The organism is Pseudomonas sp. AMR01, from assembly GCF_041946035.1.
Lineage (GTDB): Bacteria > Pseudomonadota > Gammaproteobacteria > Pseudomonadales > Pseudomonadaceae > Aquipseudomonas > Aquipseudomonas antarctica_B.
Map to the genome: position 1 here is coordinate 37140 of NZ_JAUTYR010000023.1, position 26406 is coordinate 63545.

Genomic DNA, 26406 nt, shown 5'->3' on the forward strand with positions numbered 1-26406 from the left:
TGAAGGTCACTTTTTTAATCGAACGACTCACGACGAGACCCCATGGCCACTCCCAGCGCTAGCTCTTATAACGCCGACGCCATCGAAGTCCTCTCGGGCCTCGACCCGGTGCGCAAACGCCCCGGCATGTACACCGACACCAGTCGGCCGAACCACCTTGCCCAGGAAGTCATCGACAACAGCGTCGACGAAGCCTTGGCCGGTCACGCCAAGTCGGTGCATGTCATCCTTCACGCCGACCATTCTTTGGAAGTGTCCGACGATGGCCGCGGCATGCCGGTGGACATTCACCCGGAAGAGGGTGTGTCAGGCGTCGAGCTGATCCTCACCAAGCTCCATGCGGGTGGCAAGTTCTCCAACAAGAACTACCAGTTCTCCGGTGGCTTGCACGGCGTGGGTATTTCCGTGGTCAACGCCTTGTCCAACCACGTGCGGGTCAAGGTCAAGCGCGACGGCAACGAATACGAGATGACGTTTGCCGATGGCTATAAAGCCACTGATCTGCAAGTGATCGGCACCGTTGGCAAGCGCAATACCGGCACCAGCGTGTACTTCGCGCCGGACCCGAAATACTTTGATTCACCGAAATTCTCCATCAGCCGCCTCAAGCACGTGCTCAAGGCCAAGGCCGTGTTGTGCCCGGGCCTGCTGGTGACCTTTGAAGACAAAGGCACCAATGAGAAGGTCGAGTGGCATTACGAAGACGGCCTGCGCTCTTACCTGGAAGACTCCGTCAGCGACTTCGAACGCCTGCCCAACGAGCCGTTCTGCGGCAGCCTGGCCGGTAACAAGGAAGCCGTGGATTGGGCGTTGCTGTGGCTGCCCGAAGGCGGCGACAGCGTGCAGGAAAGCTACGTCAACCTGATCCCCACCGCTCAGGGCGGCACCCACGTCAACGGTTTGCGCCAGGGTTTGCTGGACGCCATGCGCGAATTCTGCGAATACCGCAGTCTGTTGCCGCGCGGCGTGAAGCTGGCGCCGGAAGACGTGTGGGAGCGCATCGCGTTCGTGCTGTCGATGAAGATGCAGGAGCCACAATTCTCCGGCCAGACTAAAGAGCGTCTGTCTTCTCGCGAAGCGGCGGCGTTTGTCTCCGGTGTGGTCAAGGATGCGTTCAGCCTGTGGCTCAACGAGCACCCGGAACTGGGCCTGGCCTTGGCGGAACTGGCGATTAACAACGCCGGCCGTCGTTTGAAAGCCAGCAAAAAGGTTGAGCGCAAGCGCATCACCCAGGGCCCGGCATTGCCAGGCAAGCTGGCCGACTGCGCCGGGCAAGACCCGATGCGTTCCGAACTGTTTCTGGTGGAAGGTGACTCCGCCGGCGGTTCCGCCAAGCAAGCGCGGGACAAGGAATTCCAGGCGATCCTGCCATTGCGCGGCAAGATCCTCAATACCTGGGAAGTCGATGGCAGCGAAGTGCTCGCCAGCCAGGAAGTGCACAACATCGCCGTGGCCATCGGTGTCGATCCGGGTTCGGCGGATATCGCCCAACTGCGCTACGGCAAGATCTGCATCCTCGCCGACGCCGACTCCGACGGTCTGCACATTGCAACCTTGCTCTGCGCCCTGTTCGTGCAGCACTTCCGCCCGCTGGTGGATGCCGGTCACGTCTACGTTGCCATGCCGCCGCTGTACCGCATCGACCTGGGCAAAGAGATTTTCTACGCCCTGGACGAAGCCGAGCGCGATGGCATTCTCGACCGTCTGGTGGCCGAGAAGAAACGCGGCAAGCCGCAGGTCACGCGATTCAAAGGCCTGGGTGAGATGAACCCGCCGCAACTGCGCGAAACCACCATGGACCCGAATACGCGGCGCCTGGTGCAGTTGACCCTGGAAGACTACGCCGCCACCTCGGAAATGATGGACATGTTGCTGGCGAAGAAGCGCGCGCCGGACCGCAAGTCCTGGCTGGAATCCAAAGGCAATCTGGCGGAGGTGCTGGGCTGATGCGCACAGGCTTCGCCCTGGCGATCCTGATGTTAAGCGGGTTGGCGGCCACTGTAGTGGTTGCCGCGCCCGTGGCTGAGCTCAAACTTGTGTCGGAACACCCGGTGGACGGCATGCGCGGCGGTAACCTGTCGGGCCTGGCCCTGTGTGGCAAAGACTTGTGGACGGTTTCCGATCGCGATGACGACCAGATTTATCGCCTGGATATCAGCGCGCCGACCTGGCAGGCCGAAGCAGTGAAAATCGACGTGCCGCCGGTGCCCGAATCCGGGTTGCCCTGGGGGTTGCGTTCGCGCACCAAGGCCGCTTCGTTCATTCGCGGTGGCGACCTCGATTTTGAAGGCATCACCTGCGATGGCGCCGGCAACCGTTACATTGTCAGTGAAGCTCACGCGGCCGTGCTGCAAGTGCCGGTGACCGGCGCGCCAGAGTGGCTGAAAATCGCCCCGAGCATGGTCCGTGAAGCCCGCGCGAGTGGCATGTTGTTGCACTTTAATGCGTTGTTTGAAGGCCTTGCGATAAACCCGGAAGGCAATCAGATCTGGTTGGCGGCCGAGCGTGAGCGACGTGGATTGATCTCCATCAAGCGGCCGCAAAGCCTGTGGGACTGCGACGGGCCTTGCGTATTGTTGAGCGAGGCCGGGCAGGAAGTGCAGCCGGCGCAGTTTACCAACGCCAAAGCGGTGTCCAAGGACTTTGCCGACCTGGCGCTGTTCAACGGCAAGCTGTTTACCCTGGAGCGCAATGCGTTTCAGATTTGTCGGCGCGATGCGGTCACCGCCAAAGTAGAGCTGTGCTGGTCGTTTGCCGACGAGACCCTGGCGCCGAACCGCCGTTATGCACAGCCCTATGGCCTGGCGGAAGCGCTGGTGCTGGATGCCGACGGCGCCTGGCTGGGCATCGACAATAATTTTGGCCCGCGCGCCGATGGGGAAAAACGCCCGGTGGTTTATCGTTTCGCCGCCCCTGCGGGTGGCTGGAGCGCCAATCCATGAGTGCACAACAGCCCGGTAAACGCGCCGGACGCGTGTTGATGTTTGTGGCGTGGGGCGCCGGACTGTTTTTGGCGACACGGTTTTTTGGGCAATGGGAAGCGCGTCAGGAAAACCCGAATGCCGTCGTAGCCTCAGAGCGGCACCAGGGTTACATCGAAGTCAAACTGCTCGGCAATAAACAGGGGCATTTTGTCGCCAGCGGCCAGATCAACGGCCAGCCGGTGACGTTTATGCTCGATACCGGGGCCACGGATGTGGCGGTTCCGGCCGAGTTGGCCGATCGCCTTGGGCTTAAACGCGGCATGCCGGTCACCTTGAGTACCGCCAATGGCCTGAGCCAAGGGTTTCGTACCCACCTCGACCGCCTGCAACTGGGCGACATCGTCATGCAGGACGTGCGCGCCCTGGTGGCGCCGGGGTTGGACGGCGATCAGATATTGCTGGGCATGAGTGCACTGAAACAACTTGAATTTACCCAGCGCAGCGGCACTTTGCTGCTGCGCCAGACCAAACAATGATGAGGCCCGCATGAGTGACATCCTCGCAGACAGCTTAGATGGCGTAGAACGCCGGTCGCTGGCTGACTTCACCGAAAATGCCTACCTCAACTACTCCATGTACGTGATCATGGACCGTGCCCTGCCGCATATCGGCGACGGCCTGAAGCCCGTGCAACGGCGCATCATCTACGCCATGAGTGAGTTGGGCCTGGACGCTGATTCCAAGCACAAGAAGTCGGCGCGTACCGTCGGTGACGTGCTCGGCAAGTTCCACCCCCACGGCGACTCGGCGTGCTACGAAGCCATGGTGCTGATGGCCCAGCCGTTCAGCTACCGCTACACGCTGGTGGACGGCCAGGGTAACTGGGGTGCGCCGGATGATCCCAAGTCCTTTGCCGCCATGCGTTACACCGAAGCGCGCCTGTCGCGTTACTCCGAAGTGCTGCTCAGCGAATTGGGGCAGGGCACCGCCGATTGGGGCCCGAACTTCGACGGTACCCTCGACGAACCGCTGGTGTTGCCGGCACGTTTGCCGAACATCCTGCTCAATGGCACTACCGGCATCGCCGTGGGCATGGCCACTGACGTACCGCCGCATAACCTGCGCGAAGTCGCCACGGCCTGCGTGCGTTTGCTCGATGAGCCAAAGGCCACGGTCGAGCAGCTCTGCGAGCACATCCAGGGCCCGGATTACCCGACCGAAGCGGAAATCATCACGCCGCGTGCCGACCTGTTGAAGATGTACGAAACCGGCAAAGGCTCGGTGCGCATGCGCGCCGTGTACCACATTGAAGACGGCGACATTATTGTCACCGCGCTGCCGCACCAGGTGTCCGGTGCCAAGGTGCTGGAGCAGATCGCCGCGTTGATGCAGGCCAAGCCGTCGAAACTGCCGCAAGTCGCTGACCTGCGTGACGAGTCCGACCACGAAAACCCTTGCCGCATCGTGATCATCCCGACCAACAGCCGGGTCGACCACGAAGTGCTGATGCAGCATCTGTTTGCCAGCACCGAGCTTGAGTCCAGCTACCGGGTTAACGTCAACATCATCGGCCTGGACGGCAAGCCGCAGCTGAAAAACCTGCGCAACCTGCTGGTGGAATGGCTGGAGTTCCGGGTCAACACCGTGCGCCGTCGCCTGCAATTCCGCTTGGACAAGGTTGAGCGCCGCCTGCACCTGTTGGACGGCTTGCTGATTGCTTACCTCAACCTGGATGAAGTGATTCACATCATCCGCACCGCCGAGCACCCGAAAGCCGAGCTGATCGCGCGTTTCGAGCTGAGCGAGATCCAGGCGGACTACATCCTCGACACCCGTTTGCGTCAGTTGGCGCGACTTGAAGAAATGAAGCTGCGCGACGAGCAAGACGCGCTGCTCAAGGAACAAGCCAAGCTGCAAGCGCTGCTGGGCAGCGAAGCCAAGCTCAAGAAGCTGGTGCGCAGCGAGTTGATCAAAGACGCCGAAACCTATGGCGACGACCGTCGTTCGCCTATCGTGCAGCGTGCTGAAGCGAAAGCGCTGACAGAAACAGAGCTGTTGCCTAACGAGAAAATTACCGTCGTTCTGTCGGAAAAGGGTTGGGTTCGTTCCGCCAAGGGGCATGATATCGACGCCACCGGCCTGTCGTACAAGGCTGGCGACGGCTTCAAAACCGCCGCCGCCGGGCGTTCCAACCAGTTTGCGGTGTTTATCGATTCCACCGGGCGCAGTTACTCGGTGCCGGCCCACACCCTGCCATCGGCACGCGGCCAGGGCGAGCCACTGACCGGGCGCCTGACGCCGCCACCTGGGGCGAATTTCGAGTGCGTGCTGCTGCCGGACGATGATTCGCTGTACGTGATCGCATCCGATGCGGGTTACGGTTTCGTGGTCAAGGGTGAAGACCTGCAGGCCAAGAACAAGGCGGGTAAAGCGTTGTTGAGCCTGCCGAACAACGCCAAGGTGATTCTGCCGCGCACCGTAGAGGACCGCGAGAGCAACTGGCTGGCGTCGGTGACCACTGAAGGGCGTTTGCTGGTGTTCAAGATCAGCGACCTGCCGCAGTTGGGCAAAGGCAAGGGCAACAAGATTATCGGGATTCCAGGGGAGCGGGTCGCCAGTCGTGAAGAGTATGTGACCGACATCGCGGTGATCCCTGAAGGCTCGACCCTGGTGCTTCAAGCCGGCAAGCGCACGTTGTCGCTGCGCCCTGACGACCTTGAACATTACAAGGGTGAACGTGGCCGACGTGGCAACAAACTGCCACGCGGCTTCCAGCGAGTGGATGCTTTATTGGTGGAAACACCGGTTTAAGGCGTATTAGAGCACTTGATCTACGATTTAACGCGTAGATCGACGCTTTGGCGCTGGAGTCATGACGCATATTCACGGATGATATGCCCTTTCCAGCGCCGGCGTGGCCGAGCGTATTTAAGTTATTTTTTAGTATTACAGTGTGGTTAGCCTTGTGGCAGCCACTTGGATGGGATGATGACTGCTCCACGCCTTCCTTTATTTTTGATGCTCGCTGGCCTTTTGGGGCTGACGGGTTGCAGCACACACCAACCGGTGTCGCTGTACCAGCTGGACAGCGGAAGTCCGGCTCAACCAGCACAAACCGCTGGCATGGCTGTATTGCTTGGCCCGGTAGTCGTTGCTGACTACCTGCAACGCGAAACCCTGCTGCAACGCCAGAACGACGGCAGCCTGCAAGGTTCTACCGATGGTCGTTGGGCGGGCAGCTTGTCCTCCGACATCAACCAGTTGATGTTGCGCCAGGTGGCCGGTCATCTGGACAGCCAGCGCGTGGTGCTTGCCCCCGGGCCCGCCGGCTTCACGCCGGATGTGCAGGTGTTGCTGACTATCACCCGGCTCGACTCGGGTGCTTCGCAGCCGGCGATCCTCGATGCGCAGTGGCGCTTGATCGACCGTCGTGGCCAAGTGCGGGATAACCGTATCGTGCATTTGCAGGAAGAACACACCGGCTCCACCGCGTCCCAGGTTCAGGCCCAAGGCGTATTGTTGCAGCATCTGGCGGAGCAGTTGTCGGTGGCGCTCAAGCCATTGGCCAACCAGCCGCCAATCGCCGAGGCCCCGCGCAAGCAGGCTCCGGCGGCTAAACCGGCAGCGCCGGGCAAGCCGAAGATGCCGATGGCTGCACCGATTCGTACCGATATGGAAGTGTTCAGGTTCTGACCTGAATCGCAGGCAAACAAAAGGCCCGCTGAGTAAGCGGGCCTTTTTGTTGTCTGCGATTTAAGCCCTGTTGAAGATCAACTGTGGGAGCGGGCTTGCTCGCGAATGCGGTGGGTCAGCCAATAAATCTACCCACTGACACTCCGCCTTCGCGAGCAAGCCCGCTCCCACACAAGCCCGCTCCCACAGGAAGGGGTGGTGAGCTTCAGTTTTTGCTGCGTGTCTCGTGCATCCGCGCCAACTGGCGTTCCAGCATCGACGGATACGGCTCCATCAACCGCTCCACACAGCTCGCGCCTTCCGGGCTGGCGATCGGGCGGATGCGCGCACGCTGACGGATCAATGCATCTTCGCTGATCTTGCGCTCCACCAGCAGCAGGTTGCGGCTGTGTTGCGACAAGGCCAGTGCATCCTGAGCGATTTCGGTGAGCAGCAGATCAATCTGGCTCATGCCAAACAGATCGTCGCCTACCGTCAGGCCCAGTTGCAGCTGCAAGGTGATGCCACTGTCGGCCACTTCAATCTGCAGGGCATGGCCCAGGGCGCGCAGCAACTCGCCGCAGCAGATGGCGTTGGTCAGGTAGTCTTCGCCGCTGTCTTCGCTGTGGAACAGCATCAGTGTGCTGCCATCGTTCAGGGTGTGCAGCTCGCTCTGATACAGCGAGGCCGCCTGATCGAGGCAATCACGGTAGCGCTCCAGCAGTTCCGTCAGACGGGCGCGGGGCAGGCGACGCAGTTGGTCCTGTGCACCCAGCTGCACGGCCAGTACCGCGCTGTGCTGAGGTTCGGTGTTCTTCACCGGTACCGGCACTGGCTTGGGTACGGCGGCCGGGGCGGCGGCAGAATTGTCGCGCAGGTCGGCGAACGGGTCTTCGTCGTCCAGTTCGTCTTCTTCAGCCTTGATCACCTGGCGTGTCGCAGGCTTGAGACCCGCCACCGGGGCCTCTTCGTCAAAGCCTGGCTCACGCAGGTCGCGGGTTTCAAACTCGGGCTCGTCGTCGTAATCGGTGTCGTCGTACTCAGGCTCGGGTTCAACCTCGGGCACCACCGGCTCCGGGGCGAAGCTGGCATGCAGCTGGCGCGCAAGGTCGCCGATTTCATCCTGGCGATCCGTGGCCGGGGTGTTTTCGTCGATATCGCGCAGCCAGATGCGCAGTTGCATCAGCGGCGTGGAGATATGCCGACCCAGGCGCAAGCTCAGAGCCAGCGCCAGTGCCAACAGGATCGCGCTCAAGATACCCATGCTTTGCAGGCTGATGGTCATCGGCTGCTGGAATTGCTGCATGTCGAGGCTAATGCGCAGTTGGCCAGCCTTCACATCCTGAAACGTAATGTTGCTCTGATACAAACCTTCGGCTTCGCCCAGCAGGCCGTTTTTCGGGCGCTGCCCGGCTTCGGCCATGATCCGGTTGTCCACGCTATAAATAGCGGCGTGGGCCACCAGTGGGTTCTTGGTCAGGTTATTGAGCAGCACGTTGAGGCTCAGGATGTCGTTGGACACCAGCAACTCAGTCGCCGAGGTGGCGGTCTGGGTCGTCAAGCTCTCGCCCAGGGCGTCGGCTTGCTCGTGCATGGCCTGTTTGAACTGCAAACCCATCACGCAGGCGTAGATCACCAGGGCCAGAGCGACCAGGATCACGTTATGGCTGGCGATGCGTAATGCGATCGGTACACGGCGGTGGCGCAGTGCCCGGAAGATCAGCAGGAAGAAATTATCGGTTTTTACTGGCGTGGGCCGGTTCACTTGCGCTCGGCTCTTGGTCCGTGAAGTTGACGCGCAGTATAGCGACAGCCCTAGAACCGGCAAAGCGCTGGCTGTGCCCGATGGTCACTGAAAGTGGGTAGAATGCGGTTTTTTTCCAGCCTGGGGGTGCGCCTTGCGCGAAATTGTCCTGATAAACATCACTGGCGAAGATCGCCCGGGTCTTACCGCCGCCATTACCGGTGTTCTGGCGCAGGGTGGTGTGAACATTCTCGACATCGGCCAGGCGGTGATCCACGACACCTTGTCGTTCGGCATCCTGGTGGAAATTCCAAGCACCGAGCAGGCGTCTTCGGTCCTCAAAGACATCCTGTTTACGGCGTACAAGCTGGATCAACAGGTGCGTTTCACCCCGGTGTCCGAAGCCGATTATCAGCATTGGGTAGAGGGGCAGGGCAAAAAACGCCACATCGTGACGTTGCTGACCCGCAAGGTTACCGCCGAACAATTGCAACGCGTCAGCTCTATTACCGCGCAGTACGGTTTGAATATCGACCATATTGACCGTCTGTCGGGTCGCATGCCGTTGGACACGCCTGCGGACAAAGGCAAGGGCTGCATCGAGTTCTCCGTGCGCGGTGAACCGGCTGATCCGCAAGCCCTGCGCGCCGAATTCCTGAGCGTGGCACAGGAGCTGAATGTCGATATCGCCTTCCAGGAAGATTCGCTGTTTCGCCGCAACCGCCGCCTGGCGGTGTTCGACATGGACTCGACGCTGATCGAAGCCGAAGTCATCGACGAACTGGCCAAAGCCGCCGGTGTGGGCGAGCAAGTCTCCGAAATCACCGAGCGCGCCATGGCGGGCGAGCTGGATTTTCGTGCCAGCTTCAAGGAGCGCCTGGCGCTGCTCAAAGGCTTGGACGTGAGCGTGCTGGATTCCATCGGCGCGTCGCTGCGCTTAACCGAAGGCGCCGAAACCCTGTTCGCTGAACTCAAGCGCCTGGGTTACAAGACTGCGATTCTGTCGGGCGGTTTTACCTACTTCGCCAAGCAACTGCAGGCCAAACTAGGCATCGACTATGTGTTCGCCAATGAGCTGGAAGTGGTGGATGGCAAGGTCACGGGCGTCGCGGTCGAGCCGATTGTCGACGCACAGCGCAAGGCGGACCTGCTGAGGGAGTTGGCGCACAAGGAAGGGTTGCGTCTGGAGCAGACCATTGCGGTCGGCGACGGGGCGAATGATTTGCCGATGCTGGCGATTGCCGGGTTGGGTGTAGCGTTCCGTGCCAAGCCACTGGTTAAGCAGTCGGCCAAGCAGGCGATTTCGACCTTGGGTCTGGATGGCGTGCTGTATCTGCTGGGCTTGCGCGACCGCGATGGTCAGCTGTAAGCCGGTCTCACTGTAGAAATGCAGTCAAAATGTGGGAGGGGGCTTGCTCCCGATTGCAGAGTGTCAGCCAGCACATGTACTGACTGAATCACTGCCATCGGGAGCAAGCCCCCTCCCACATTTGATCTTCACAATGTTCGAAAAGTCAGGCTTTCGGCAATGCCATGCCTTGACCCATCTGCACCGGCGTACCCGCCACCAACGCTTCAGCCCACTTCACTTGATCCGGCCCGAACAGCACGATGGCGGTCGAGCCCAGTTTAAAGCGACCCAGCTCCGCACCTTTTTCCAGGTGAATCGGCGCACGTGCGGCTTCGTCGTAGCGGAAGGTTTTCAGTTCGCGTTTGGGCGGCGTTACCAGCCCGGCCCACACGGTTTCAATCGACGCCACAATCATCGCGCCCACCAACACCACCGCCATTGGGCCGCGTTCGGTGTCGAAAATGCAGGCAACGCGCTCGTTACGTGCGAACAGCTCAGGCACGTTTTCGGCGGTGGTCTGGTTGACCGAGAAAATGCGGCCTGGAATGTAGACCATCTCACGCAGGGTGCCGGCCAGTGGCATGTGCACGCGGTGGTAGTCCTTCGGCGACAAGTAAACGGTCGCGAAATCACCGCCCATGAAGGGCGCGGACAAGGCGGCGTCACCACCCAACAATTCCAGCACGCTGAAACTGTGGCCCTTGGCCTGGAACACACGGCCATGCTCGATCGGGCCAAGCTGGCTGATCGCGCCGTCGGCCGGGCTCAGCACCGCGCCTGGGGTTTGGTCCAGTGGGCGTGCGCCATCTTTGAGGGCGCGGGTGAAGAAGGCGTTGAAGTGCTCGTAGGCGGTCAGGTCTTCGACCAGGGCCTGGGACATGTCGACTTGATAGCGTTTGGCGAACCAGCTGGTGAAGGCGTTCTTGAACCAGCGCACGCGACATTCGGCGATGCAGCCAGCCAAACGCGAGAGCAAGTGGTGCGGCAGCAAGTACTGGCTGAGGATAAACAACTGCTTTTTCATGGAGTGTCCTTAAACCTTAAATCTCAACGGGGGTGTCGGGGTGGTTGCCCCATTCGCCCCAGGAACCGGCATAACCTTTGACTCGCGGATAACCGAGCGCCTTGGCCACCAGGTAGGTGAAGCCAGAGCGGTGGTGAGTCTGGCAGTGGGTGATGATTTCTTTGTCGCGGGTCAGCCCGAGGTCTTCGAGAATCTGCGGCATGTCGCGGCGAATGCGCAGGTTGCGCGCCTTGTCCATGCCGGCCGTCCATTCGAAGTTCACCGCGCCGGGGATGTGACCGCCTTTGGCTGCGAGGACTTTTTCGCCGGAATATTCCAGCGGGCCGCGTGCGTCCCAGATGCCCAGGTCAGCAGCGCCAAGACGGCTTTGCAGATATTCACGGGTGGCCGTTGGGCCGTCGTGCAAGGTCAGGCTGACTGGGCCGCCAACGGGGGCGGGCACCTCGGTGGAAACCGGGTGCTGGCCTTCCAGCCACGCCAGCAAGCCGCCGTCCAGGTAGTGGTATTTCTGGTGGCCGATCACGTCGAGCAGCCAGATAAACCGCCCGGCCCAGCCGCCGCCTTCGTCGTCGTAGACCACGTAAGTTGCGTCCGGGGTGTGGCCCAATTCGCCGAAGAGTTTTTCCAGATCAGCCTTGTGGGGCAGCAGGCCAGGTGCCGGCGGCTGGCCCAGTTGGGTGCGCTTGGGGTCAACGAAATGCGCGCCGGGGATATGCCCTTCGGCGTAGCGGGCGGCACTGGTGAGGTCCACCAGAATCAGGTGTTCGGCATCCAGTTGACCGAGCAGGTCGCTGGATTCGATCACCAGCGGCAAGCCAGAGAAGTCAGGCATGTGAGGTCTCCTGGGCACAAATGTTGGCGATAAAAGACGGCGATTGTAGCGCAAGCATCAGGCGCTGCGGTTGGTAAAGCTGTGCAGGGCCTTTTCGATGCATTGCGCGGTTTTGCCGAAGGCCTGCACGGTGGTTTCCGAGAACTGCCCGCCGCCCTGGTCAGCCACCATCACCATCACCACGCGGCCATTGCAGCTCATCGAACGCAGCAGCAGGTGTTCGCCAGTGAACAGGCGACGCAAGGTTGGCGGCAACAGCGCGGAGAACTGCGCGTGGTTGTCGGGCGTCAGGCGCACCTGGGCGGACTTTTCCAGCATCCGTTGCAGCAGCGTGCTGTTGACCACGTCCAGGCTCAGGTTCGCGGCGTCCTTGGGCAAGCCGTCGGCTTGGTGCGCGCGCAAGGTGCTCAAGGCGCGGTCGGCCATAAACAGCAACACCCGCTGCATGCCACTGGCGACCAAGGCTTCCTTGGCGCAGGTGGTCAGGTGCATGGCGTTGGCAAAACGGCTCGGCTCCACCAGCAACTCGGTGCAGCGCTTGCGCCAGATCGCCAGCGATTCGGCGGTAGGCGGTGGCGCTGGCAACAGGCCGCGATGGACCTTTTGCGCATGCCACGGCCAGATCAGCGACAACGCCGGGTGCCAGAGGTCAGGCATCAAGGTGGTGCTGGCGCTGGTCACCGCTTGCTGGTGAACCTGTTGCTGCACGTCGCCCAACGGCGCTTGCAGGTACAGCGCGGTGAGGTACTGCCAGCGCTCGGTGTGCGGGCAGGTCCAGGACTCCTGGGCCGACATCGCCAGGCCGTTGGCGAGCAACACGGTGTTCGCCGGCTGGTTCAGCCAACGGCGCAGGTTGGGTTCGGCGTCGAGCAGTTGCTGGTGGCGCAGCGGGTCGTCTTCACGGGCGATGTGCAGTGCCTTGACCAGCAGACGCTGTTCGGTCAGCAGCAGTGTGTAACCCTGGGACACCCAGATCGGCAGGTGCCAGGCTTCGGTCAAGCCGAGGCACAGCTCGAGCAGGCGCACGCCGAACAACTCTTTTTCGACCTGGCGCGCCGACTGGCCTTTATGTATCACCCGCAGTTCCCATTCTTCCAGGAGCTTGGGATAGGCCACGGCCATTGGCCATAGCGGCGACAGAAACAGCAGGCTGCCCCAGTGGATGTCTTGCCACAAACGCGCCAGGCGGCTGGCGAACAAACCGCTGGCTTGCTGCGACGCGTGCTGGCTTACCAGCAATAGTTGGCGCAAGGCCACGGGAATGTCTTTTTCCGGCACTGAGGGCAGGCGCGCGAGCAACTCTTCGGCGCGTTTGAGGCCGAGACGGTTGAGCGCCACTTCGAGGTTTTCCGCCGGTTCCGCCATGCTGCCATGGGTGTGGCTGTTGGCTTCGCGCATCACGCTGAGCACCAGCGCCGGGCTGTTTTGCATCAGCTCGGCGATATCGCGCAGCGAGCTGCGGCTGTCGCGAATGGCTTTGCACACGCGCTCGTGGCTGGCCAGGGGGACAGGCAGCAGCACCTCGTCCAGGCGTTTGATCCAGGCGGCGAGGGTGGTGGGTTTTGCACTTGGAGCTATCGTTTCATTGGCCATGATTGGTGCGCGATCATCACTTGCGTTCAACACGCCCGGATCGGGCCGGATTGGCTTTTCGCCTTAACGGGCTATAGTCTGGCGCAGTTTTGCCGATAAGTAGAACAAGAGTTTTCAGCAGCACCCAATATGTCCATGAACCCGACGGCGCAAGTACAAATCCCCTATGGCTAAAATTATCGGCATCATCGTCGTCATCGCTAGCGTGCTCGGTGGCTACGTCCTGTCCCACGGTAAAATTGCCGCGCTGGTACAGCCTTTCGAAGTGCTGATTATCGGCGGCGCCGCGTTTGGCGCATTCTTGCAAGCCAACCCCGGCTACATGACGATGCACGTGATCAAGAAGTCGATCGGCATGTTCGGTTCGCGTTTCTCCCACACTTTTTATCTGGAAGTGCTGGGGCTGGTCTACGAGATCCTCAACAAGAGCCGCCGCGAAGGCATGATGGCCATCGAAGGCGACATCGAAGACGCCTCCGCCAGCCCGATTTTCGCCAAGTACCCGGCTGTGCTTAAAGATGAGCGCATGACCGCCTATATCTGTGATTACCTGCGCATCATGTCCTCCGGCAACATGGCGCCCCACGAGCTGGAAGGCCTGTTCGACATGGAACTGTTCAGCCTCAAGGAAGAGCTCGAACACCCTTCCCACGCCGTGACCGGCGTCGCCGACGGCATGCCCGGTTTTGGTATCGTCGCGGCGGTACTCGGTATCGTGGTCACCATGGCTTCCCTGGGCGAAGGCGACCAGGCGGCCATTGGTATGCACGTCGGCGCGGCGCTGGTGGGTACGTTCTTCGGTATTCTTGCGGCTTACGGGTTCTTCGGCCCGCTGGCAACCTGCCTGGCTCACGATGCCAAGGAAGAAATCAATCTGTACGAATCGATCAAGGCCAGCCTGGTGGCGTCGGCCTCCGGCATGCCGCCATCGCTGGCGGTGGAGTTCGGTCGTAAAGTGCTGTACCCCAAGCATCGCCCAAGTTTTGCCGAGCTGGAACAAGCGGTTCGCGGTCGCTAAGTCATGGAAAACAACCAGCCGATAATCATCAAGCGCGTCAAGCGCTTCGCTGCGGGGCACCATGGCGGCGCCTGGAAAATCGCCTTCGCCGACTTTGCGACGGCGATGATGGCGTTCTTCCTGGTGCTGTGGCTGATGTCTACCGCCACGCCCGAGCAGAAGATCGCTATCGCCGGGTACTTCAAAGACCCGATTGGTTTCTCGGAAAGCGGTACGCCGTTTGTAATCGACCTGGGCGGTTCGCCGGAGTTGGCGCCTGAGCGCACCATCAACCCGGAGGTCAAGACCGATTCGCCGCAGGAAAAAATCCCGGTTGAGCGCGATACCGTCGAGAGCATGGCCGAGCAGGTCGAGCAGGAACGTCTCGAGTTGTTGCTCAAAGAGCTGCAGACCAAGGTTGAAGAAAACCCGCAACTGCTGAAATTCAAGGATCAGATCTCGTTCGAGATCACCCCTGAAGGTCTGCGCATCCAGATCACCGACGCGGCCAATCGGCCAATGTTCGACTCCGGCAGCGCGCGCCTGAAACCCTACTTTGAAGACATCCTGCTGGCCATGGCTGACACCATCAAAGCGGTGCCGAACAAGATCAGCATAAGCGGCCACACCGATGCCAAACCCTATGCGGGCCAGGGCGACTTCGGTAACTGGGAGCTGTCGGCCAACCGCGCGAACGCGGCTCGCCGTGCGTTAGTCGCGGGCAGCTATCCAGACCCGCAAGTGGCGCGCGTGGTGGGCTTTGCATCCTCGCAGCTGTTTGATGCCAAAGACCCGTTCAACCCGAGTAACCGCCGCATCGATATCGTTGTGCTGACCAAAAAGGCCCAGCGTGCGATCGAAGGTGATCAGGGCGCAGCGCCGGCTCCGACTCCGGGAGAGGGCGCGCCAGGTGAAGTGCCCGTAGACCCGAACGCCATCCCGCCAGGGCAGGAACCGTTGCCGGCGCATGAGCTGCGGCAGAAGCTGAACCTGTTTGATGAGGGTGGGGTGAAAGATCCTACGGCGCCTGCGCCGTAATCCTCACAGAGCACGTGTGGAGAGTGGGCTTGATGTGGCAGGCGGGCTTGTTGTGGCGAGCGGGCTTGCCCCGCGTTGGGCTGCGAAGCAGCCCCAAAACCTGACAACGCGTTTTGTCTGAAAAAAATGCGGTGATTGGATTAGGGCTGCTACGCAGCCCAACGCGGGGCAAGCCCGCTCGCCACAACAAGCCCACCTGCCACAACAACCCTGCTCGCCACAACAAGCCTGCTAAGCACAACAAGCCTGTTCACCACAAACAGGCCCGCTCGCCACAACTATCAGTAACTGCTCTCAGGCAAGCTCGCAATAATCGAGCGATAGCTGTTCATGCGCTGTTGCTGCACGCGGCCGTCTTCCAGCGCCTTGAGCAACGCACAGCCCGGCTCGCGGTCGTGTTTGCAGTCGCGGAAGCGGCAGGTGCCGATCAGGTCGTTGAACTCGATAAAGCCCGCTTCCACATCGCTGCGGCTGACGTGGCCGAGGCCGAATTCGCGGATACCCGGGGAGTCGATCAGTTCGCCGCCGCCGGGGAAGTGGAACAACCGCGCGGTGGTGGTGGTGTGCGTGCCCTGGCCAGACAGCTCCGACAGCGGGCCGACACGGGTGTCGACTTCCGGCAGCAAGCTGTTGACCAGCGAGGATTTACCCACGCCCGATTGGCCGACAAACACGCTGATGCGCCCATCCAACTGCTGTTGCAGCTGTTCCATGCCATTGCCGTGATGCGCCGACACTTCCAGCACCGGGTAACCCAGGGTGCGGTAGACCGCCAGCAACGCGTTGAGCGCCGGGGCGTTCTGTTCGTCGATCAGGTCGAATTTGTTCAGCAGCAGCAGCGGGCGAATGCCGGCATGTTCGGCGGCTACCAGGTAGCGGTCGATCAGGTTGGCATGGGGCTCGGGCAACGGCGCGAACACGATCACGATCATGTCCACGTTGGCCGCTACCGGCTTGAGTTGGCCACGGCTGTCGGGGCGGCGCAGTTCGGTGGTGCGCGGCAACTGGGCGACGATTACGCCGATGCCCTGGTTGCCGGCACGCCACACAACCTTGTCGCCGGTGACCAGCGCAGGCAAGTTGGCGCGCAAGTGGCAACGGGATACCGAGCCGGCGAGTTCGCCTTCCAGCGCCTCGACTTCGACCTGCACACCAAAGTGCGCGATCACCAGGCCGGTTTGTTCGGGGCCCAGGTCGCCGCCCTCGAGCGCTTCCACGGCGGAGGATTCACGTTTGGCGGCGCGTGCAGCGCGCTCACCCTGAATCTTTTCGATGCGCCAATTTTGGCGACGATTGAGCTGGCGTTTGGCCATTGGTGTTCCGTGTCGATAATGCAAAGGTTAGGTAAAACGGTCGCGAGTCTAGCACGCCCCTGCCTGCTAAACTGCGCAGCTAAGCCAAGGTGCCAAGAGAATAGAGCCATGCAAAACCCACAGAACCTGATTTGGATCGATCTGGAAATGACCGGTCTGAACCCCGACAGCGACGTCATCATCGAGATGGCGACCATTGTCACCGACAGCAACCTCAACACCTTGGCCGAAGGTCCGGTGATCGCTATCCACCACAGCGACGCGGTTCTTGCCACGATGGACGAGTGGAACACTCGCACCCACGGCAACTCTGGCCTGACCCAGCGCGTGCGCGACAGCCGCATCAGCATGGCCGAAGCCGAAGCCGAAACCATCGCGTTTCTGGAACAGTGGGTGCCTAAGGGCAAGTCGCCGATCTGCGGCAACAGCATCTGCCAGGACCGTCGCTTCCTTTATACGCACATGAAAGGCCTGGAAAGCTACTTCCATTACCGAAACCTCGACGTGTCCACCTTGAAAGAGCTGGCCGCGCGCTGGGCGCCGGAAGTCAAAGACAGCTTCCACAAAGGCAGCACGCATTTGGCGCTGGATGATATTCGCGAGTCGATTGCCGAGCTGCAGCATTACCGCAAGCATTTCATTAAGGCTTGAATGTGTGGCGCTTGATCCGGCGCCTTCGCGAGCAAGCCCGCTCCCACATTTAACCGAGTTCCACCTATGGAATGCAGTCGAATGTGGGAGCGGGCTTGCTCGCGAAGGGCGCGACTCGGTCTTTCGCCAGGCGCCCCCTTTTGGTGCCATCGCCAAATGATTAGACTGCCGGCCTAATCGCAAGGATCGCCATCATGCTGTTGATGCTCTACCTCATCGCCATTACCGCCGAAGCCATGACCGGTGCCTTGTCCGCCGGGCGGCGTGGCATGGATTGGTTTGGCGTGGTGCTGATCGCCTGCGTCACGGCCTTGGGCGGTGGTTCGGTGCGCGACGTGTTGCTGGGGCATTACCCGCTGACCTGGGTTAAACACCCGGAATACCTGGTGCTGACCTCAATTGCGGCCCTGGTGACGATTTTTATCGCCCCGCTGATGCGCCACTTGCGCTCGCTGTTTCTGGCACTGGACGCCGTGGGCTTGGTGGCTTTCACCCTGATCGGTTGCATGACCGCCCTGGAAATGGGCCATGGCATGCTGGTGGCCTCGGTCAGCGGCGTGATTACCGGCGTCTTCGGCGGCATCCTGCGCGACATCTTCTGCAATGACATCCCGCTGATCTTCCGCCGCGAGCTGTACGCCAGCGTGTCGTTCCTCGCCGCCTGGTTTTATATGCTCTGCCTGTACCTGGAGCTGCCGAGCGAGCAATCGATTCTGCTGACCCTGTTCAGCGGTTTTTTATTGCGTCTGCTGGCGATCCGTTTTCACTGGGAAATGCCCAAGTTTGTCTACAACGACGACGTGCACTAACGGCTGGCGTGCTGATTCAGCGCCCATTCCACATGTTCGCGCACCAGTTCTGACGGGTAATCCCGGCGCGCCTTCAAGGCTTCCAGCACCGGAATGCTCGACGGCGCATTACCCAGGCCCACTGCCAGGTTGCGCAGCCAGCGCTCATAGCCGGCGCGGCGCAGCGGCGAACCTTCGGTGCTGCTGAGGAATTTATCCTCGTCCCACATAAACAGTTCGGCCAGTTCTGCGTTATCCAGGTTATGCCGTGGCTTGAAATCACTTTCGCCGGTAGGGCGGGCGAAACGATTCCACGGGCAAACGATCTGACAGTCATCGCAGCCAAACACGCGGTTGCCAATCAGCGGGCGCAAGTCTTCGGGAATGGCGCTTTTGAGTTCAATGGTCAGGTAGGAAATGCAGCGCCGGGCGTCCAGCACGTAAGGGCCGACGAAGGCATTGGTAGGGCAGATATCCAGGCAGGCGGTGCAGCGGCCGCAGTGTTCGGTGGAGTGGGGCGGATCTACCGGCAACGGCAAATCGACAAACAGTTCGCTCAGGAAGAAATAGCTGCCGGCCTTGCGATTGAGTACCAGCGTGTTTTTGCCGATCCAGCCGAGACCGGCCTGTTCGGCGATGGCTTTTTCCAGCACTGGCGCGCTGTCGACAAAGGCGCGAAAGCCGAACGGGCCGATTTGGGCCTGGATGCGGTCAGCCAGTTGCTGCACGCGCTTGCGGATCAGCTTGTGATAATCGCGGCCCAGAGCGTAGCGCGAGATGTAGGCTTTTTCCGGCTTTGCCAGCAGTTGCGCCATTTGGGTGTCGCCTGGCAGATAATCCATGCGCAGCGACACTACGCGCAAGGTGCCGGGCACCAGTTCATCGGGGTGCGAGCGTTTGCTGCCGTGGGCGCCCATGTACTCCATCTCGCCGTGGTAGCCCGCGTCGAGCCAGCGTTGCAGGTGCTGCTCATGCTCGGCCAGGTCCAGGCCGCTGATGCCGACTTGTTGAAAGCCCAGCTCACGGCCCCAGTCTTTGATCGATTGGGCGAGGGCGGGCAGATCGGAGGTAATAGCGGGCATGAGACACGGGAAACCACAGGTTAGATGCGTATAATTCTGCCAGACATCGGAGCTTGAAGACGCATGCCGCAGACAAAACACCCAATAACCGACGTTCAGCCCCTGTTGCACGGCCATTTGCCGCAACTGGCTGAGCGTTCAACAGACGCCCATAAGGGCCAGTTCGGCCACCTGCTGGTCATCGGCGGCGACCGCGGCTTTGGCGGCGCTTCGCTGTTGAGCGCCGAAAGCGCCCTGCGCAGTGGCGCGGGCATGGTGTCCCTGGCAACTCGCCCCGAGCACGTGCCTGCCGCGTTGGCGCGGTTGCCGGAGGTCATGACAGTCGGCGTCAGCTCGGCGAACCAACTGATGGGGCTGCTGGAAAAAATCTCGGTGATCGTGATCGGTCCAGGCCTGGGTGACGCTGCCTGGGGCAAAAGCCTGCTGTCTGTGGCGGCCAATGCCAGGCAGCCGCAGGTGTGGGATGCCGACGCCTTGAATCAGCTGGCGAAGGGCGGCGTGAGCTTGCCGGCCAATTCAGTGATCACGCCGCATCCGGGTGAAGCCGCGCGGTTGATGGGCATCACCACTGCCGACGTTCAGGCCGACCGCCTTAAGGTGGCGCGCGCTTTAAGTCAGAAATTCAATGCAGTGGCTATCCTCAAGGGCGCTGGCAGTTTGATTGCTGCCCCGGACGGACGTATTTCACGATGTGACCAAGGCCATCCCGCGATGGCCACCGCGGGGCTCGGAGATGTATTGGCTGGCCTGGTGGGCGCATTGCTTGCCCAAGGCATGCCGGCGTTTGAGGCGAGCTGCCTGGCGGTGTGGTTGCATGCCACGGCGGGGGATCGCCAAGGCACCTTTGGTCGCGGTTTGGCTGCCAGCGACCTGATACCCGCCATTCGTCAATTGCTGGAGGAGCAGTCGCCGTGTCTGAAGTAACCCTTTTCCTGGCAGATGAAGAGGCCATGGTCGCGTTCGGTCATCGCATCGCCCAGGTCACGGCTGGCGCCGGGCTGATCTTTCTCGAAGGCAACCTGGGGGCGGGCAAGACCACGCTGTCACGCGGGATTATTCGCGGCCTCGGCCATACCGGGGCAGTCAAAAGCCCTACGTTCACATTGGTTGAGCCCTACGAAATTGGTGCGGTGCGCGCCTTTCACTTCGACCTGTATCGCCTGGTCGATCCCGAGGAGCTTGAGTATATGGGCATCCGCGATTACTTCGGTGAAGACGCGTTGTGCCTGATCGAGTGGCCAGATAAAGGCACAGGCTTTTTGCCAAAGCCGGACCTGACCATTACCATTACGCCCCACGAGCATGGACGTCAGCTTAAGTTGTTGCCCCAGAGCGTGCGCGGCCAGTCGTGGTGCGCCGCTTTGGCATTGGAATTCAAATAATTGGTGGGGTTAGGTATGCGCTTTCGCGCGTTGGTTGCTGTCGTAGGGGTGTTGCTTACGGCAATGACTGTCAATGCTCTGGCTGCTTCGCAGGTGAAAAGTGTTCGCCTGTGGCGAGCGCCGGATAACACGCGGCTGGTGTTCGACCTGTCTGGCCCGGTCCAGCATAGTGTGTTTACCCTGTCGTCGCCGGATCGCCTGGTGATCGACATCAACGGTGCGACCCTGGCCGTGCCGTTGAAGGTGTCCACCGCCAACACCCCGATCACCAGCATGCGCTCGGCCCAACGCACGCCGACCGACTTGCGCGTGGTCATCGACCTGAAAAAGGCGGTGACCCCGAAAAGCTTCGTGCTGGCGCCCAACGGGCAGTACGGCAACCGGCTGGTGGTCGACCTGTTCGACAATGCCGCCGATGCCAACCCGCCGCCAGCGCCGCCGCCGAGTGTTGCGACGGTACCTGCTGTGCCGGTCAACCCGTCGCAACCGCAGGTCAAGTTGCCGCCACCACCACCCGCCCCGGCGGGCAAGCGCGACATTATCGTGGTGATCGACGCCGGTCACGGCGGCGAAGACCCGGGTGCTTCCGGCTCGCGCGGTCAGCATGAGAAAGACGTGGTGCTGGCTATCGCCCGTGAATTGCAGCGTCAGGTCAACGGCATGAAAGGCTATCGCGCCGAGCTGACCCGTACCGGCGACTACTTCATTCCGTTGCGTGGCCGTACCGAAATCGCGCGCAAAAAAGGCGCCGACCTGTTCGTGTCGATCCACGCCGATGCCGCGCCGTCGTCTGCCGCCTTTGGCGCCTCGGTGTTTGCCCTGTCGGATCGCGGCGCTACGTCCGAAACCGCGCGTTGGCTGGCCGACAGCGAAAACCGTTCCGACTTGATCGGCGGGGCCGGCAATGTGTCCCTTGATGACAAGGACAAAATGCTTGCCGGCGTACTGCTCGACCTGTCGATGACTGCCTCGCTGACCTCCAGCCTGAACGTCGGCCAGAAAGTCCTGAGTAACATCGGCCGTGTCACCTCACTGCACAAACAGCGCGTTGAGCAGGCCGGGTTCATGGTGTTGAAGTCGCCGGATATTCCGTCGATCCTGGTGGAAACCGGGTTTATCTCCAACTCCAACGAAGCCTCCAAGTTGGCCAGTGCCAGCCACCAGCAGGCGCTGGCGCGCTCGATCAGCGCCGGTATTCGCCAGTTCTTCCAGCAGAACCCGCCGCCGGGCACGTATATCGCCTGGCTGCGCGACTCCGGGAAAATCGCCCAGGGCCCGCGTGACCATCGCGTGCAGCCCGGCGACACCGTGGCAATGTTGGCGGTGCGTTTCCAGGTGTCGCCTGCTACGTTGCGCAGCGCGAACAACCTGAAAACCGATGAGCTGAAAGTCGGCCAGGTGCTGACAATTCCCGGCACTGAATTGGCGGCGCAGTAATGAGCGAATCAGTCTTGAACAGCGGCTCGCGCATCGAGTTGCTCAGCCCGCGCCTTGCCAACCAGATTGCGGCGGGTGAGGTGGTTGAGCGCCCGGCGTCGGTGATCAAGGAACTGCTGGAAAACAGCATCGACTCCGGTGCCAAGCGCATTGATGTGGACGTGGAGCAGGGCGGCGTCAAGCTGCTGCGGGTGCGCGACGACGGCAGCGGCATCTCCTCCGATGACCTGCCGCTGGCCCTGGCGCGCCACGCCACCAGCAAAATTCGTGACCTCGAAGACCTGGAACGGGTGATGAGCCTGGGCTTTCGCGGTGAGGCCCTGGCCTCCATCAGTTCCGTGGCCCGCCTGACCCTCACGTCGCGCACGCGGGACGCCGAGCAAGCCTGGCAAGTGGAAACCGAAGGCCGCGACATGGCGCCTCGGGTCCAGCCAGCCGCGCACCCGGTGGGCACCTCGGTGGAAGTGCGCGACCTGTTCTTCAACACCCCGGCGCGACGCAAATTCCTCAAGGCCGAAAAAACCGAGTTCGATCACCTGCAAGAAGTGATCAAGCGCCTGGCCCTGGCGCGTTTCGACGTCGCCTTTCACCTGCGCCACAACGGCAAGACCATCCTCAGCCTGCATGAAGCCCACGACGACGCCGCACGCGCTCGGCGTGTCTCGGCCATTTGCGGTGCGGGGTTCCTGGAGCAGGCGCTGCCGATTGAAATCGAGCGTAACGGCCTGCACCTGTGGGGTTGGGTGGGGCTGCCAACCTTCTCGCGCAGCCAGGCGGACTTGCAGTATTTCTTCGTGAATGGCCGCGCCGTGCGCGACAAGCTGGTGGCGCACGCGGTGCGTCAGGCCTATCGCGATGTGCTGTTCAATGGGCGGCACCCGACGTTTGTACTGTTTTTTGAGGTTGACCCTTCGGTGGTCGACGTCAACGTGCACCCGACCAAGCACGAAGTACGCTTCCGTGATGGGCGCATGGTGCATGACTTTCTTTATGGCACCTTGCACCGCGCGTTGGGTGATGTGCGCCCGGATGACCAGCTGTCTGCGCCGATTGTGACGGCAGTTGTTCGTCCTAGTGGCCCTGAGGCGGGTGAGTTTGGCCCGCAAGGTGAAATGAGCTTGGCGGCCAACCTGCTGCAATCGCCGCAAGCGCAGCCTTCCTACACCGCGCCGGGCGCCGGTTCGGGGGCGGGTTATCAGTACCAATACACGCCGCGCCCGCAATCGACGGTGCCCGTGGCCGAGGCCCAAGCGGCTTATCGAGAGTTTTTCGCGCCACTGCCGGGTGCCGAGCCGGGCGCCGCCGTGGCCTTGCCGGAAGGCGGCGGGGATATTCCGCCGTTGGGCTACGCGCTGGCGCAGCTCAAGGGTATCTACATCCTCGCGGAAAACGCCCATGGCCTGGTGCTGGTAGACATGCACGCGGCCCACGAGCGGATCATGTACGAGCGCCTGAAAATCGCCATGGCCAGCGAAGGCCTCAGCGGGCAGCCGCTGTTGGTGCCAGAATCCCTGGCCGTCAGCCAGCGCGAAGCCGATTGCGCCGAAGAACACCACAGTGTGTTCCAGAAACTCGGCTTTGAATTGCAGCGCCTTGGCCCGGAAACCCTGGCGATTCGCCAGATTCCCGCGCTGCTCAAGCAAGCCGAAGCCAACCGTTTGGTCGCCGATGTACTCGCTGACCTGATGGAATATGGCACCAGCGACCGCATCCAGGCGCACATCAACGAACTGCTCGGTACCATGGCCTGCCACGGAGCGATCCGCGCCAACCGCCGTCTGGCCTTGCCGGAAATGAACGGCTTGCTGCGCGACATGGAAAACACCGAGCGCAGCGGGCAGTGCAACCATGGCCGTCCGACCTGGACCCAAATGGGCCTGGATGATCTGGACAAGCTGTTCTTGCGCGGCCGCTGATGAGTGCCTTGCCCCCCGCGATCTTCCTGATGGGCCCCACGGCTGCAGGCAAGACCGACCTGGCCATCGAACTGACCAAAGTGCTGCCGTGCGAGCTGATCAGCGTTGACTCTGCACTGGTTTACCGGGACATGGACATCGGCACGGCCAAGCCGTCTAAAGCGCTGCTGGCCGAGCATCCGCACGCGTTGATTGACATCATCGACCCGTCGCAGAGCTATTCGGCCGCCGATTTTCGCACCGACGCGCTCGCCGCCATGGCCGAGATCACCGCGCGGGGCAACATTCCGCTGTTGGTGGGCGGCACGATGCTCTACTACAAGGCGTTGCAGGAAGGGCTGGCGGATATGCCGCCTGCCGATGCGCAGGTGCGCGCCGACCTTGAAGAAGAGGCTGCGCGCCTTGGCTGGCAAGCCCTGCACGATCAATTGGCGGCGGTGGACCCGGTGTCAGCAGCGCGCATTCACCCCAATGACCCCCAGCGCCTCACCCGCGCCCTGGAAGTCTGGCGGGTCAGCGGCCTGACCATGACTGAACACAGGCTGAAACAAACTGCGCAAAGTGCTGATGCAGGCGCATCTGGTGGGTCACAATTGCCCTATACTGTGGCGACTCTGGCCATCGCTCCGGCAAATCGCCAAGTGCTGCATGAACGAATTGCACAAAGATTCACAATTATGTTGGAACAGGGGTTTGTGGAGGAGGTCGTAGCACTGCGTTCCAGAGGTGACCTGCACTCAGGGTTGCCTTCGATACGTGCTGTTGGCTATCGCCAAGTCTGGGATCATCTGGATGGCAAGCTGACGTCAGCCGAGATGCAGGAGCGCGGCATCATCGCCACGCGCCAATTGGCGAAACGCCAGTTCACTTGGTTGCGCAGCTGGAGCGATTTGCACTGGCTGGACAGCCTGGACAGCGACAATCTGTCACGCGCCTTGAAATACTTGGGAACGGTCTCCATATTGAGCTGAGTCCTTGCAATTGCCGTCTATCCTTGGGGGTGTGACGGCCATAAGCTATCTATTTTCCGAATTTTATTATTGATCCTTAAAGGAGTGCGGCACATGTCAAAAGGGCATTCGCTACAAGACCCTTACTTGAATACTTTACGTAAAGAGAAAGTTGGGGTTTCCATCTATCTGGTCAACGGTATCAAACTGCAAGGCACGATCGAGTCGTTCGACCAGTTCGTCATCCTGCTGAAAAACACCGTCAGCCAAATGGTTTATAAGCACGCTATCTCGACAGTCGTTCCAGTTCGTCCAATTCGCCTGCCTAGCGCAGCCGGTGACGAAGTGGGTGACGCTGAGCCAGGTAACGCCTGATAGGAGTCTCCTTTGTTCTTTGAGCGCCACGGTGGTGGTGAGCGGGTAATTCTCGTTCACTTGGATGGACAGGACCCTGAGGCGCGCGAAGATCCGCAGGAGTTTCAGGAGTTGGCAAATTCGGCCGGCGCCGAGACCGTTGCGTTTTTTAACGTGCCGCGTCATCGGCCAACCGCCAAATTCCTGATTGGCAGCGGCAAGGTCGAGGAATTACGCGACCTGGTCCATGCCGAAGAAGCCGATCTGGTGATCTTCAATCACGTCCTCACGCCGAGTCAGGAACGTAACCTCGAACGTGTTTTCGAGTGTCGCGTGATCGACCGTACCGGCCTGATTCTCGATATTTTTGCCCAGCGCGCCCGTACCCATGAAGGCAAGCTCCAGGTTGAACTGGCCCAGCTTGACCACATGAGCACCCGGCTGGTTCGCGGCTGGACTCACCTTGAGCGTCAAGGTGGCGGTATCGGCATGCGCGGCCCGGGTGAAACCCAGCTCGAAACCGACCGCCGTCTGCTGCGGGTTCGCCTGCGCCAGATCAAGGGCCGGCTCGAAAAAGTGCGCAGCCAGCGCGAGCAATCGCGACGGGGCCGCATGCGTGCGGATATCCCTACTGTGTCCCTGGTGGGCTATACCAACGCCGGTAAATCCACGCTGTTCAACAACGTGACCAAATCCGACGTGTACGCGGCCGACCAACTGTTCGCCACCCTCGACCCGACCTTGCGCCGTCTGGAACTCGACGACCTGGGGCCGATTGTCCTGGCCGACACCGTGGGTTTCATTCGTCACTTGCCCCACAAACTGGTCGAGGCATTTCGGTCTACGCTCGAAGAGTCGAGCAATTCCGACCTGCTGTTGCACGTGATCGATGCGGCTGAACCGGATCGCATGCTGCAGATCGAGCAGGTGATGGTGGTGCTGGGCGAGATTGGTGCCCAGGACTTGCCGATCCTCGAGGTCTATAACAAACTCGATTTGCTTGAAGGCGTAGAGCCACAAATCCAGCGCGACGAAGACGGCAAGCCCCAGCGGGTCTGGCTGTCGGCGCGTGATGGCAGTGGCCTGGAATTGCTTGAACAAGCCATTGCCGAGCTGTTGGGCAGCGATTTGTTTATCGGTACCTTGCGCTTGCCTCAGCGTTTTGCTCGACTGCGTGCACAGTTTTTCGAGTTGGGCGCGGTACAGAAAGAAGAATACGACGAGGAAGGTGTCAGCTTGCTGGCCGTTCGATTGCCGCGCACGGAGCTGAATCGACTCGTGAGTCGTGAAGGTGTGGTGCCGACAGAGTTTATCGAACAACACACTTTGCAATAAAAGCCTCCGAAAGCGGTTGTGCC

Annotated in this window: 23 protein-coding genes; 17 read left to right on the forward strand and 6 right to left on the reverse strand. The window is 61.1% G+C overall.

Going from position 1 to position 26406, the window contains the following annotated elements:
- Positions 1-42: 42 nt before the first annotated feature.
- The 5 genes from parE (at position 43) to Q7C20_RS19075 (ending at position 6617) form a co-directional block, all read left to right on the forward strand.
- Positions 43-1947 (forward strand): DNA topoisomerase IV subunit B, encoded by a 1905-nt coding sequence (gene parE, locus Q7C20_RS19055; protein ID WP_375069465.1) that lies wholly within the window; start codon positions 43-45, stop codon positions 1945-1947.
- Positions 1947-2942, forward strand: a complete 996-nt coding sequence (locus Q7C20_RS19060; protein ID WP_375069466.1) for an esterase-like activity of phytase family protein — start codon at positions 1947-1949, stop codon at positions 2940-2942. The genes parE and Q7C20_RS19060 overlap by 1 nt, the downstream gene beginning before the upstream one ends.
- Positions 2939-3460: a TIGR02281 family clan AA aspartic protease gene (locus tag Q7C20_RS19065; RefSeq protein ID WP_375069468.1), complete on the forward strand. Its 522-nt coding sequence runs from the start codon at positions 2939-2941 to the stop codon at positions 3458-3460. Before Q7C20_RS19060 ends, Q7C20_RS19065 begins: the two co-directional genes overlap by 4 nt.
- A gap of 10 nt (positions 3461-3470) precedes the next feature.
- The gene (gene parC, locus Q7C20_RS19070) at positions 3471-5735 is read left to right on the forward strand and encodes a DNA topoisomerase IV subunit A (protein ID WP_375069470.1); all 2265 of its coding nucleotides are present in this window, start codon (positions 3471-3473) and stop codon (positions 5733-5735) included.
- Positions 5736-5912: 177 nt separating this feature from the next.
- Positions 5913-6617, forward strand: a complete 705-nt coding sequence (locus Q7C20_RS19075) for an ABC-type transport auxiliary lipoprotein family protein (RefSeq protein WP_348056898.1) — start codon at positions 5913-5915, stop codon at positions 6615-6617.
- A 205-nt stretch (positions 6618-6822) separates the two neighbouring features.
- On the opposite strand, the gene Q7C20_RS19080 is transcribed toward Q7C20_RS19075, so the two are convergent.
- Positions 6823-8361 (reverse strand): AhpA/YtjB family protein, encoded by a 1539-nt coding sequence (locus tag Q7C20_RS19080; protein ID WP_375069473.1) that lies wholly within the window; start codon positions 8359-8361, stop codon positions 6823-6825.
- A gap of 133 nt (positions 8362-8494) precedes the next feature.
- On the opposite strand from Q7C20_RS19080, the gene serB reads away from it, so the two are divergent.
- Entirely contained in the window at positions 8495-9709 is a 1215-nt protein-coding gene (gene serB, locus Q7C20_RS19085) for a phosphoserine phosphatase SerB (RefSeq protein ID WP_348056902.1), read from the forward strand.
- Positions 9710-9854: 145 nt separating this feature from the next.
- Here the strand turns inward: serB and asd are convergent, their stop codons facing one another.
- From asd to Q7C20_RS19100, 3 genes are read right to left on the reverse strand one after another with little or no spacing between them, the layout of a single operon-like run.
- Positions 9855-10715, reverse strand: coding sequence for an archaetidylserine decarboxylase (asd, locus tag Q7C20_RS19090; RefSeq protein WP_348056904.1), 861 nt, complete (start codon positions 10713-10715; stop codon positions 9855-9857).
- A 16-nt stretch (positions 10716-10731) separates the two neighbouring features.
- Positions 10732-11547: a thiosulfate sulfurtransferase gene (gene rhdA / locus Q7C20_RS19095; protein WP_375069475.1), complete on the reverse strand. Its 816-nt coding sequence runs from the start codon at positions 11545-11547 to the stop codon at positions 10732-10734.
- Positions 11548-11604: 57 nt separating this feature from the next.
- On the reverse strand, positions 11605-13140 hold the full coding sequence (locus tag Q7C20_RS19100; RefSeq protein ID WP_375069477.1) for an HDOD domain-containing protein: 1536 nt from the start codon (positions 13138-13140) through the stop codon (positions 11605-11607).
- Between the two features lie 166 nt (positions 13141-13306).
- Here Q7C20_RS19100 and motA point away from each other — a divergent pair, with 166 nt between their 5' ends.
- Positions 13307-14158: a flagellar motor stator protein MotA gene (motA, locus tag Q7C20_RS19105; protein WP_375069479.1), complete on the forward strand. Its 852-nt coding sequence runs from the start codon at positions 13307-13309 to the stop codon at positions 14156-14158.
- 3 nt (positions 14159-14161) lie between these two features.
- The gene (gene motB, locus Q7C20_RS19110; protein ID WP_348056912.1) at positions 14162-15175 is read left to right on the forward strand and encodes a flagellar motor protein MotB; all 1014 of its coding nucleotides are present in this window, start codon (positions 14162-14164) and stop codon (positions 15173-15175) included.
- A 281-nt stretch (positions 15176-15456) separates the two neighbouring features.
- On the opposite strand, the gene rsgA is transcribed toward motB, so the two are convergent.
- Positions 15457-16488, reverse strand: coding sequence for a small ribosomal subunit biogenesis GTPase RsgA (gene rsgA / locus Q7C20_RS19115; RefSeq protein ID WP_003171340.1), 1032 nt, complete (start codon positions 16486-16488; stop codon positions 15457-15459).
- 108 nt (positions 16489-16596) lie between these two features.
- Here rsgA and orn point away from each other — a divergent pair, with 108 nt between their 5' ends.
- Together orn and Q7C20_RS19125 are read left to right on the forward strand one after the other, a co-directional pair.
- The gene (gene orn, locus Q7C20_RS19120) at positions 16597-17139 is read left to right on the forward strand and encodes an oligoribonuclease (protein WP_375069482.1); all 543 of its coding nucleotides are present in this window, start codon (positions 16597-16599) and stop codon (positions 17137-17139) included.
- Between the two features lie 191 nt (positions 17140-17330).
- Positions 17331-17948, forward strand: coding sequence for a trimeric intracellular cation channel family protein (locus Q7C20_RS19125; protein ID WP_176159752.1), 618 nt, complete (start codon positions 17331-17333; stop codon positions 17946-17948).
- Here the strand turns inward: Q7C20_RS19125 and queG are convergent.
- Positions 17945-19009 (reverse strand): tRNA epoxyqueuosine(34) reductase QueG, encoded by a 1065-nt coding sequence (gene queG / locus Q7C20_RS19130; protein WP_375069485.1) that lies wholly within the window; start codon positions 19007-19009, stop codon positions 17945-17947. The two genes, Q7C20_RS19125 and queG, sit on opposite strands and share 4 nt — an antisense overlap.
- 63 nt (positions 19010-19072) lie before the next feature.
- Here queG and Q7C20_RS19135 point away from each other — a divergent pair, with 63 nt between their 5' ends.
- The 7 genes from Q7C20_RS19135 to hflX all read left to right on the forward strand — a co-directional run bounded on the left by Q7C20_RS19135 (position 19073) and on the right by hflX (position 26383).
- Positions 19073-19933 (forward strand): NAD(P)H-hydrate dehydratase, encoded by an 861-nt coding sequence (locus Q7C20_RS19135; protein WP_375069486.1) that lies wholly within the window; start codon positions 19073-19075, stop codon positions 19931-19933.
- Positions 19921-20391: a tRNA (adenosine(37)-N6)-threonylcarbamoyltransferase complex ATPase subunit type 1 TsaE gene (gene tsaE, locus Q7C20_RS19140; protein ID WP_375069488.1), complete on the forward strand. Its 471-nt coding sequence runs from the start codon at positions 19921-19923 to the stop codon at positions 20389-20391. Before Q7C20_RS19135 ends, tsaE begins: the two co-directional genes overlap by 13 nt.
- Before the next feature lie 15 nt (positions 20392-20406).
- Positions 20407-21828 (forward strand): N-acetylmuramoyl-L-alanine amidase, encoded by a 1422-nt coding sequence (locus Q7C20_RS19145; protein WP_375069490.1) that lies wholly within the window; start codon positions 20407-20409, stop codon positions 21826-21828.
- Positions 21828-23744, forward strand: coding sequence for a DNA mismatch repair endonuclease MutL (mutL, locus tag Q7C20_RS19150; protein WP_375069492.1), 1917 nt, complete (start codon positions 21828-21830; stop codon positions 23742-23744). The genes Q7C20_RS19145 and mutL overlap by 1 nt, the downstream gene beginning before the upstream one ends.
- Positions 23744-24715 (forward strand): tRNA (adenosine(37)-N6)-dimethylallyltransferase MiaA, encoded by a 972-nt coding sequence (miaA, locus tag Q7C20_RS19155; RefSeq protein ID WP_375069494.1) that lies wholly within the window; start codon positions 23744-23746, stop codon positions 24713-24715. The genes mutL and miaA overlap by 1 nt, the downstream gene beginning before the upstream one ends.
- A 93-nt stretch (positions 24716-24808) precedes the next feature.
- On the forward strand, positions 24809-25069 hold the full coding sequence (hfq, locus tag Q7C20_RS19160; protein ID WP_071482778.1) for an RNA chaperone Hfq: 261 nt from the start codon (positions 24809-24811) through the stop codon (positions 25067-25069).
- Positions 25070-25081: 12 nt separating this feature from the next.
- A complete protein-coding gene (hflX, locus tag Q7C20_RS19165; protein ID WP_375069497.1) occupies positions 25082-26383 on the forward strand; it encodes a ribosome rescue GTPase HflX in 1302 nt (433 codons plus the stop codon).
- Positions 26384-26406: the final 23 nt, after the last annotated feature.

What these genes read in the sequence shown, in the direction of transcription:
- parE (WP_375069465.1), top strand. Translation starts at nt 43, where the DNA reads ATGGCCACTCCCAGCGCTAGCTCTTATAACGCCGACGCCATCGAAGTC.
- Q7C20_RS19060 (WP_375069466.1), top strand. Translation starts at nt 1,947, where the DNA reads ATGCGCACAGGCTTCGCCCTGGCGATCCTGATGTTAAGCGGGTTGGCG.
- Q7C20_RS19065 (WP_375069468.1), top strand. Translation starts at nt 2,939, where the DNA reads ATGAGTGCACAACAGCCCGGTAAACGCGCCGGACGCGTGTTGATGTTT.
- parC (WP_375069470.1), top strand. Translation starts at nt 3,471, where the DNA reads ATGAGTGACATCCTCGCAGACAGCTTAGATGGCGTAGAACGCCGGTCG.
- Q7C20_RS19075 (WP_348056898.1), top strand. Translation starts at nt 5,913, where the DNA reads ATGACTGCTCCACGCCTTCCTTTATTTTTGATGCTCGCTGGCCTTTTG.
- asd (WP_348056904.1), bottom strand. Translation starts at nt 10,715, where the DNA reads ATGAAAAAGCAGTTGTTTATCCTCAGCCAGTACTTGCTGCCGCACCAC.
- rhdA (WP_375069475.1), bottom strand. Translation starts at nt 11,547, where the DNA reads ATGCCTGACTTCTCTGGCTTGCCGCTGGTGATCGAATCCAGCGACCTG.
- Q7C20_RS19100 (WP_375069477.1), bottom strand. Translation starts at nt 13,140, where the DNA reads ATGGCCAATGAAACGATAGCTCCAAGTGCAAAACCCACCACCCTCGCC.
- motA (WP_375069479.1), top strand. Translation starts at nt 13,307, where the DNA reads ATGGCTAAAATTATCGGCATCATCGTCGTCATCGCTAGCGTGCTCGGT.
- motB (WP_348056912.1), top strand. Translation starts at nt 14,162, where the DNA reads ATGGAAAACAACCAGCCGATAATCATCAAGCGCGTCAAGCGCTTCGCT.
- rsgA (WP_003171340.1), bottom strand. Translation starts at nt 16,488, where the DNA reads ATGGCCAAACGCCAGCTCAATCGTCGCCAAAATTGGCGCATCGAAAAG.
- orn (WP_375069482.1), top strand. Translation starts at nt 16,597, where the DNA reads ATGCAAAACCCACAGAACCTGATTTGGATCGATCTGGAAATGACCGGT.
- queG (WP_375069485.1), bottom strand. Translation starts at nt 19,009, where the DNA reads ATGCCCGCTATTACCTCCGATCTGCCCGCCCTCGCCCAATCGATCAAA.
- Q7C20_RS19135 (WP_375069486.1), top strand. Translation starts at nt 19,073, where the DNA reads ATGCCGCAGACAAAACACCCAATAACCGACGTTCAGCCCCTGTTGCAC.
- Q7C20_RS19145 (WP_375069490.1), top strand. Translation starts at nt 20,407, where the DNA reads ATGCGCTTTCGCGCGTTGGTTGCTGTCGTAGGGGTGTTGCTTACGGCA.
- mutL (WP_375069492.1), top strand. Translation starts at nt 21,828, where the DNA reads ATGAGCGAATCAGTCTTGAACAGCGGCTCGCGCATCGAGTTGCTCAGC.
- miaA (WP_375069494.1), top strand. Translation starts at nt 23,744, where the DNA reads ATGAGTGCCTTGCCCCCCGCGATCTTCCTGATGGGCCCCACGGCTGCA.
- hfq (WP_071482778.1), top strand. Translation starts at nt 24,809, where the DNA reads ATGTCAAAAGGGCATTCGCTACAAGACCCTTACTTGAATACTTTACGT.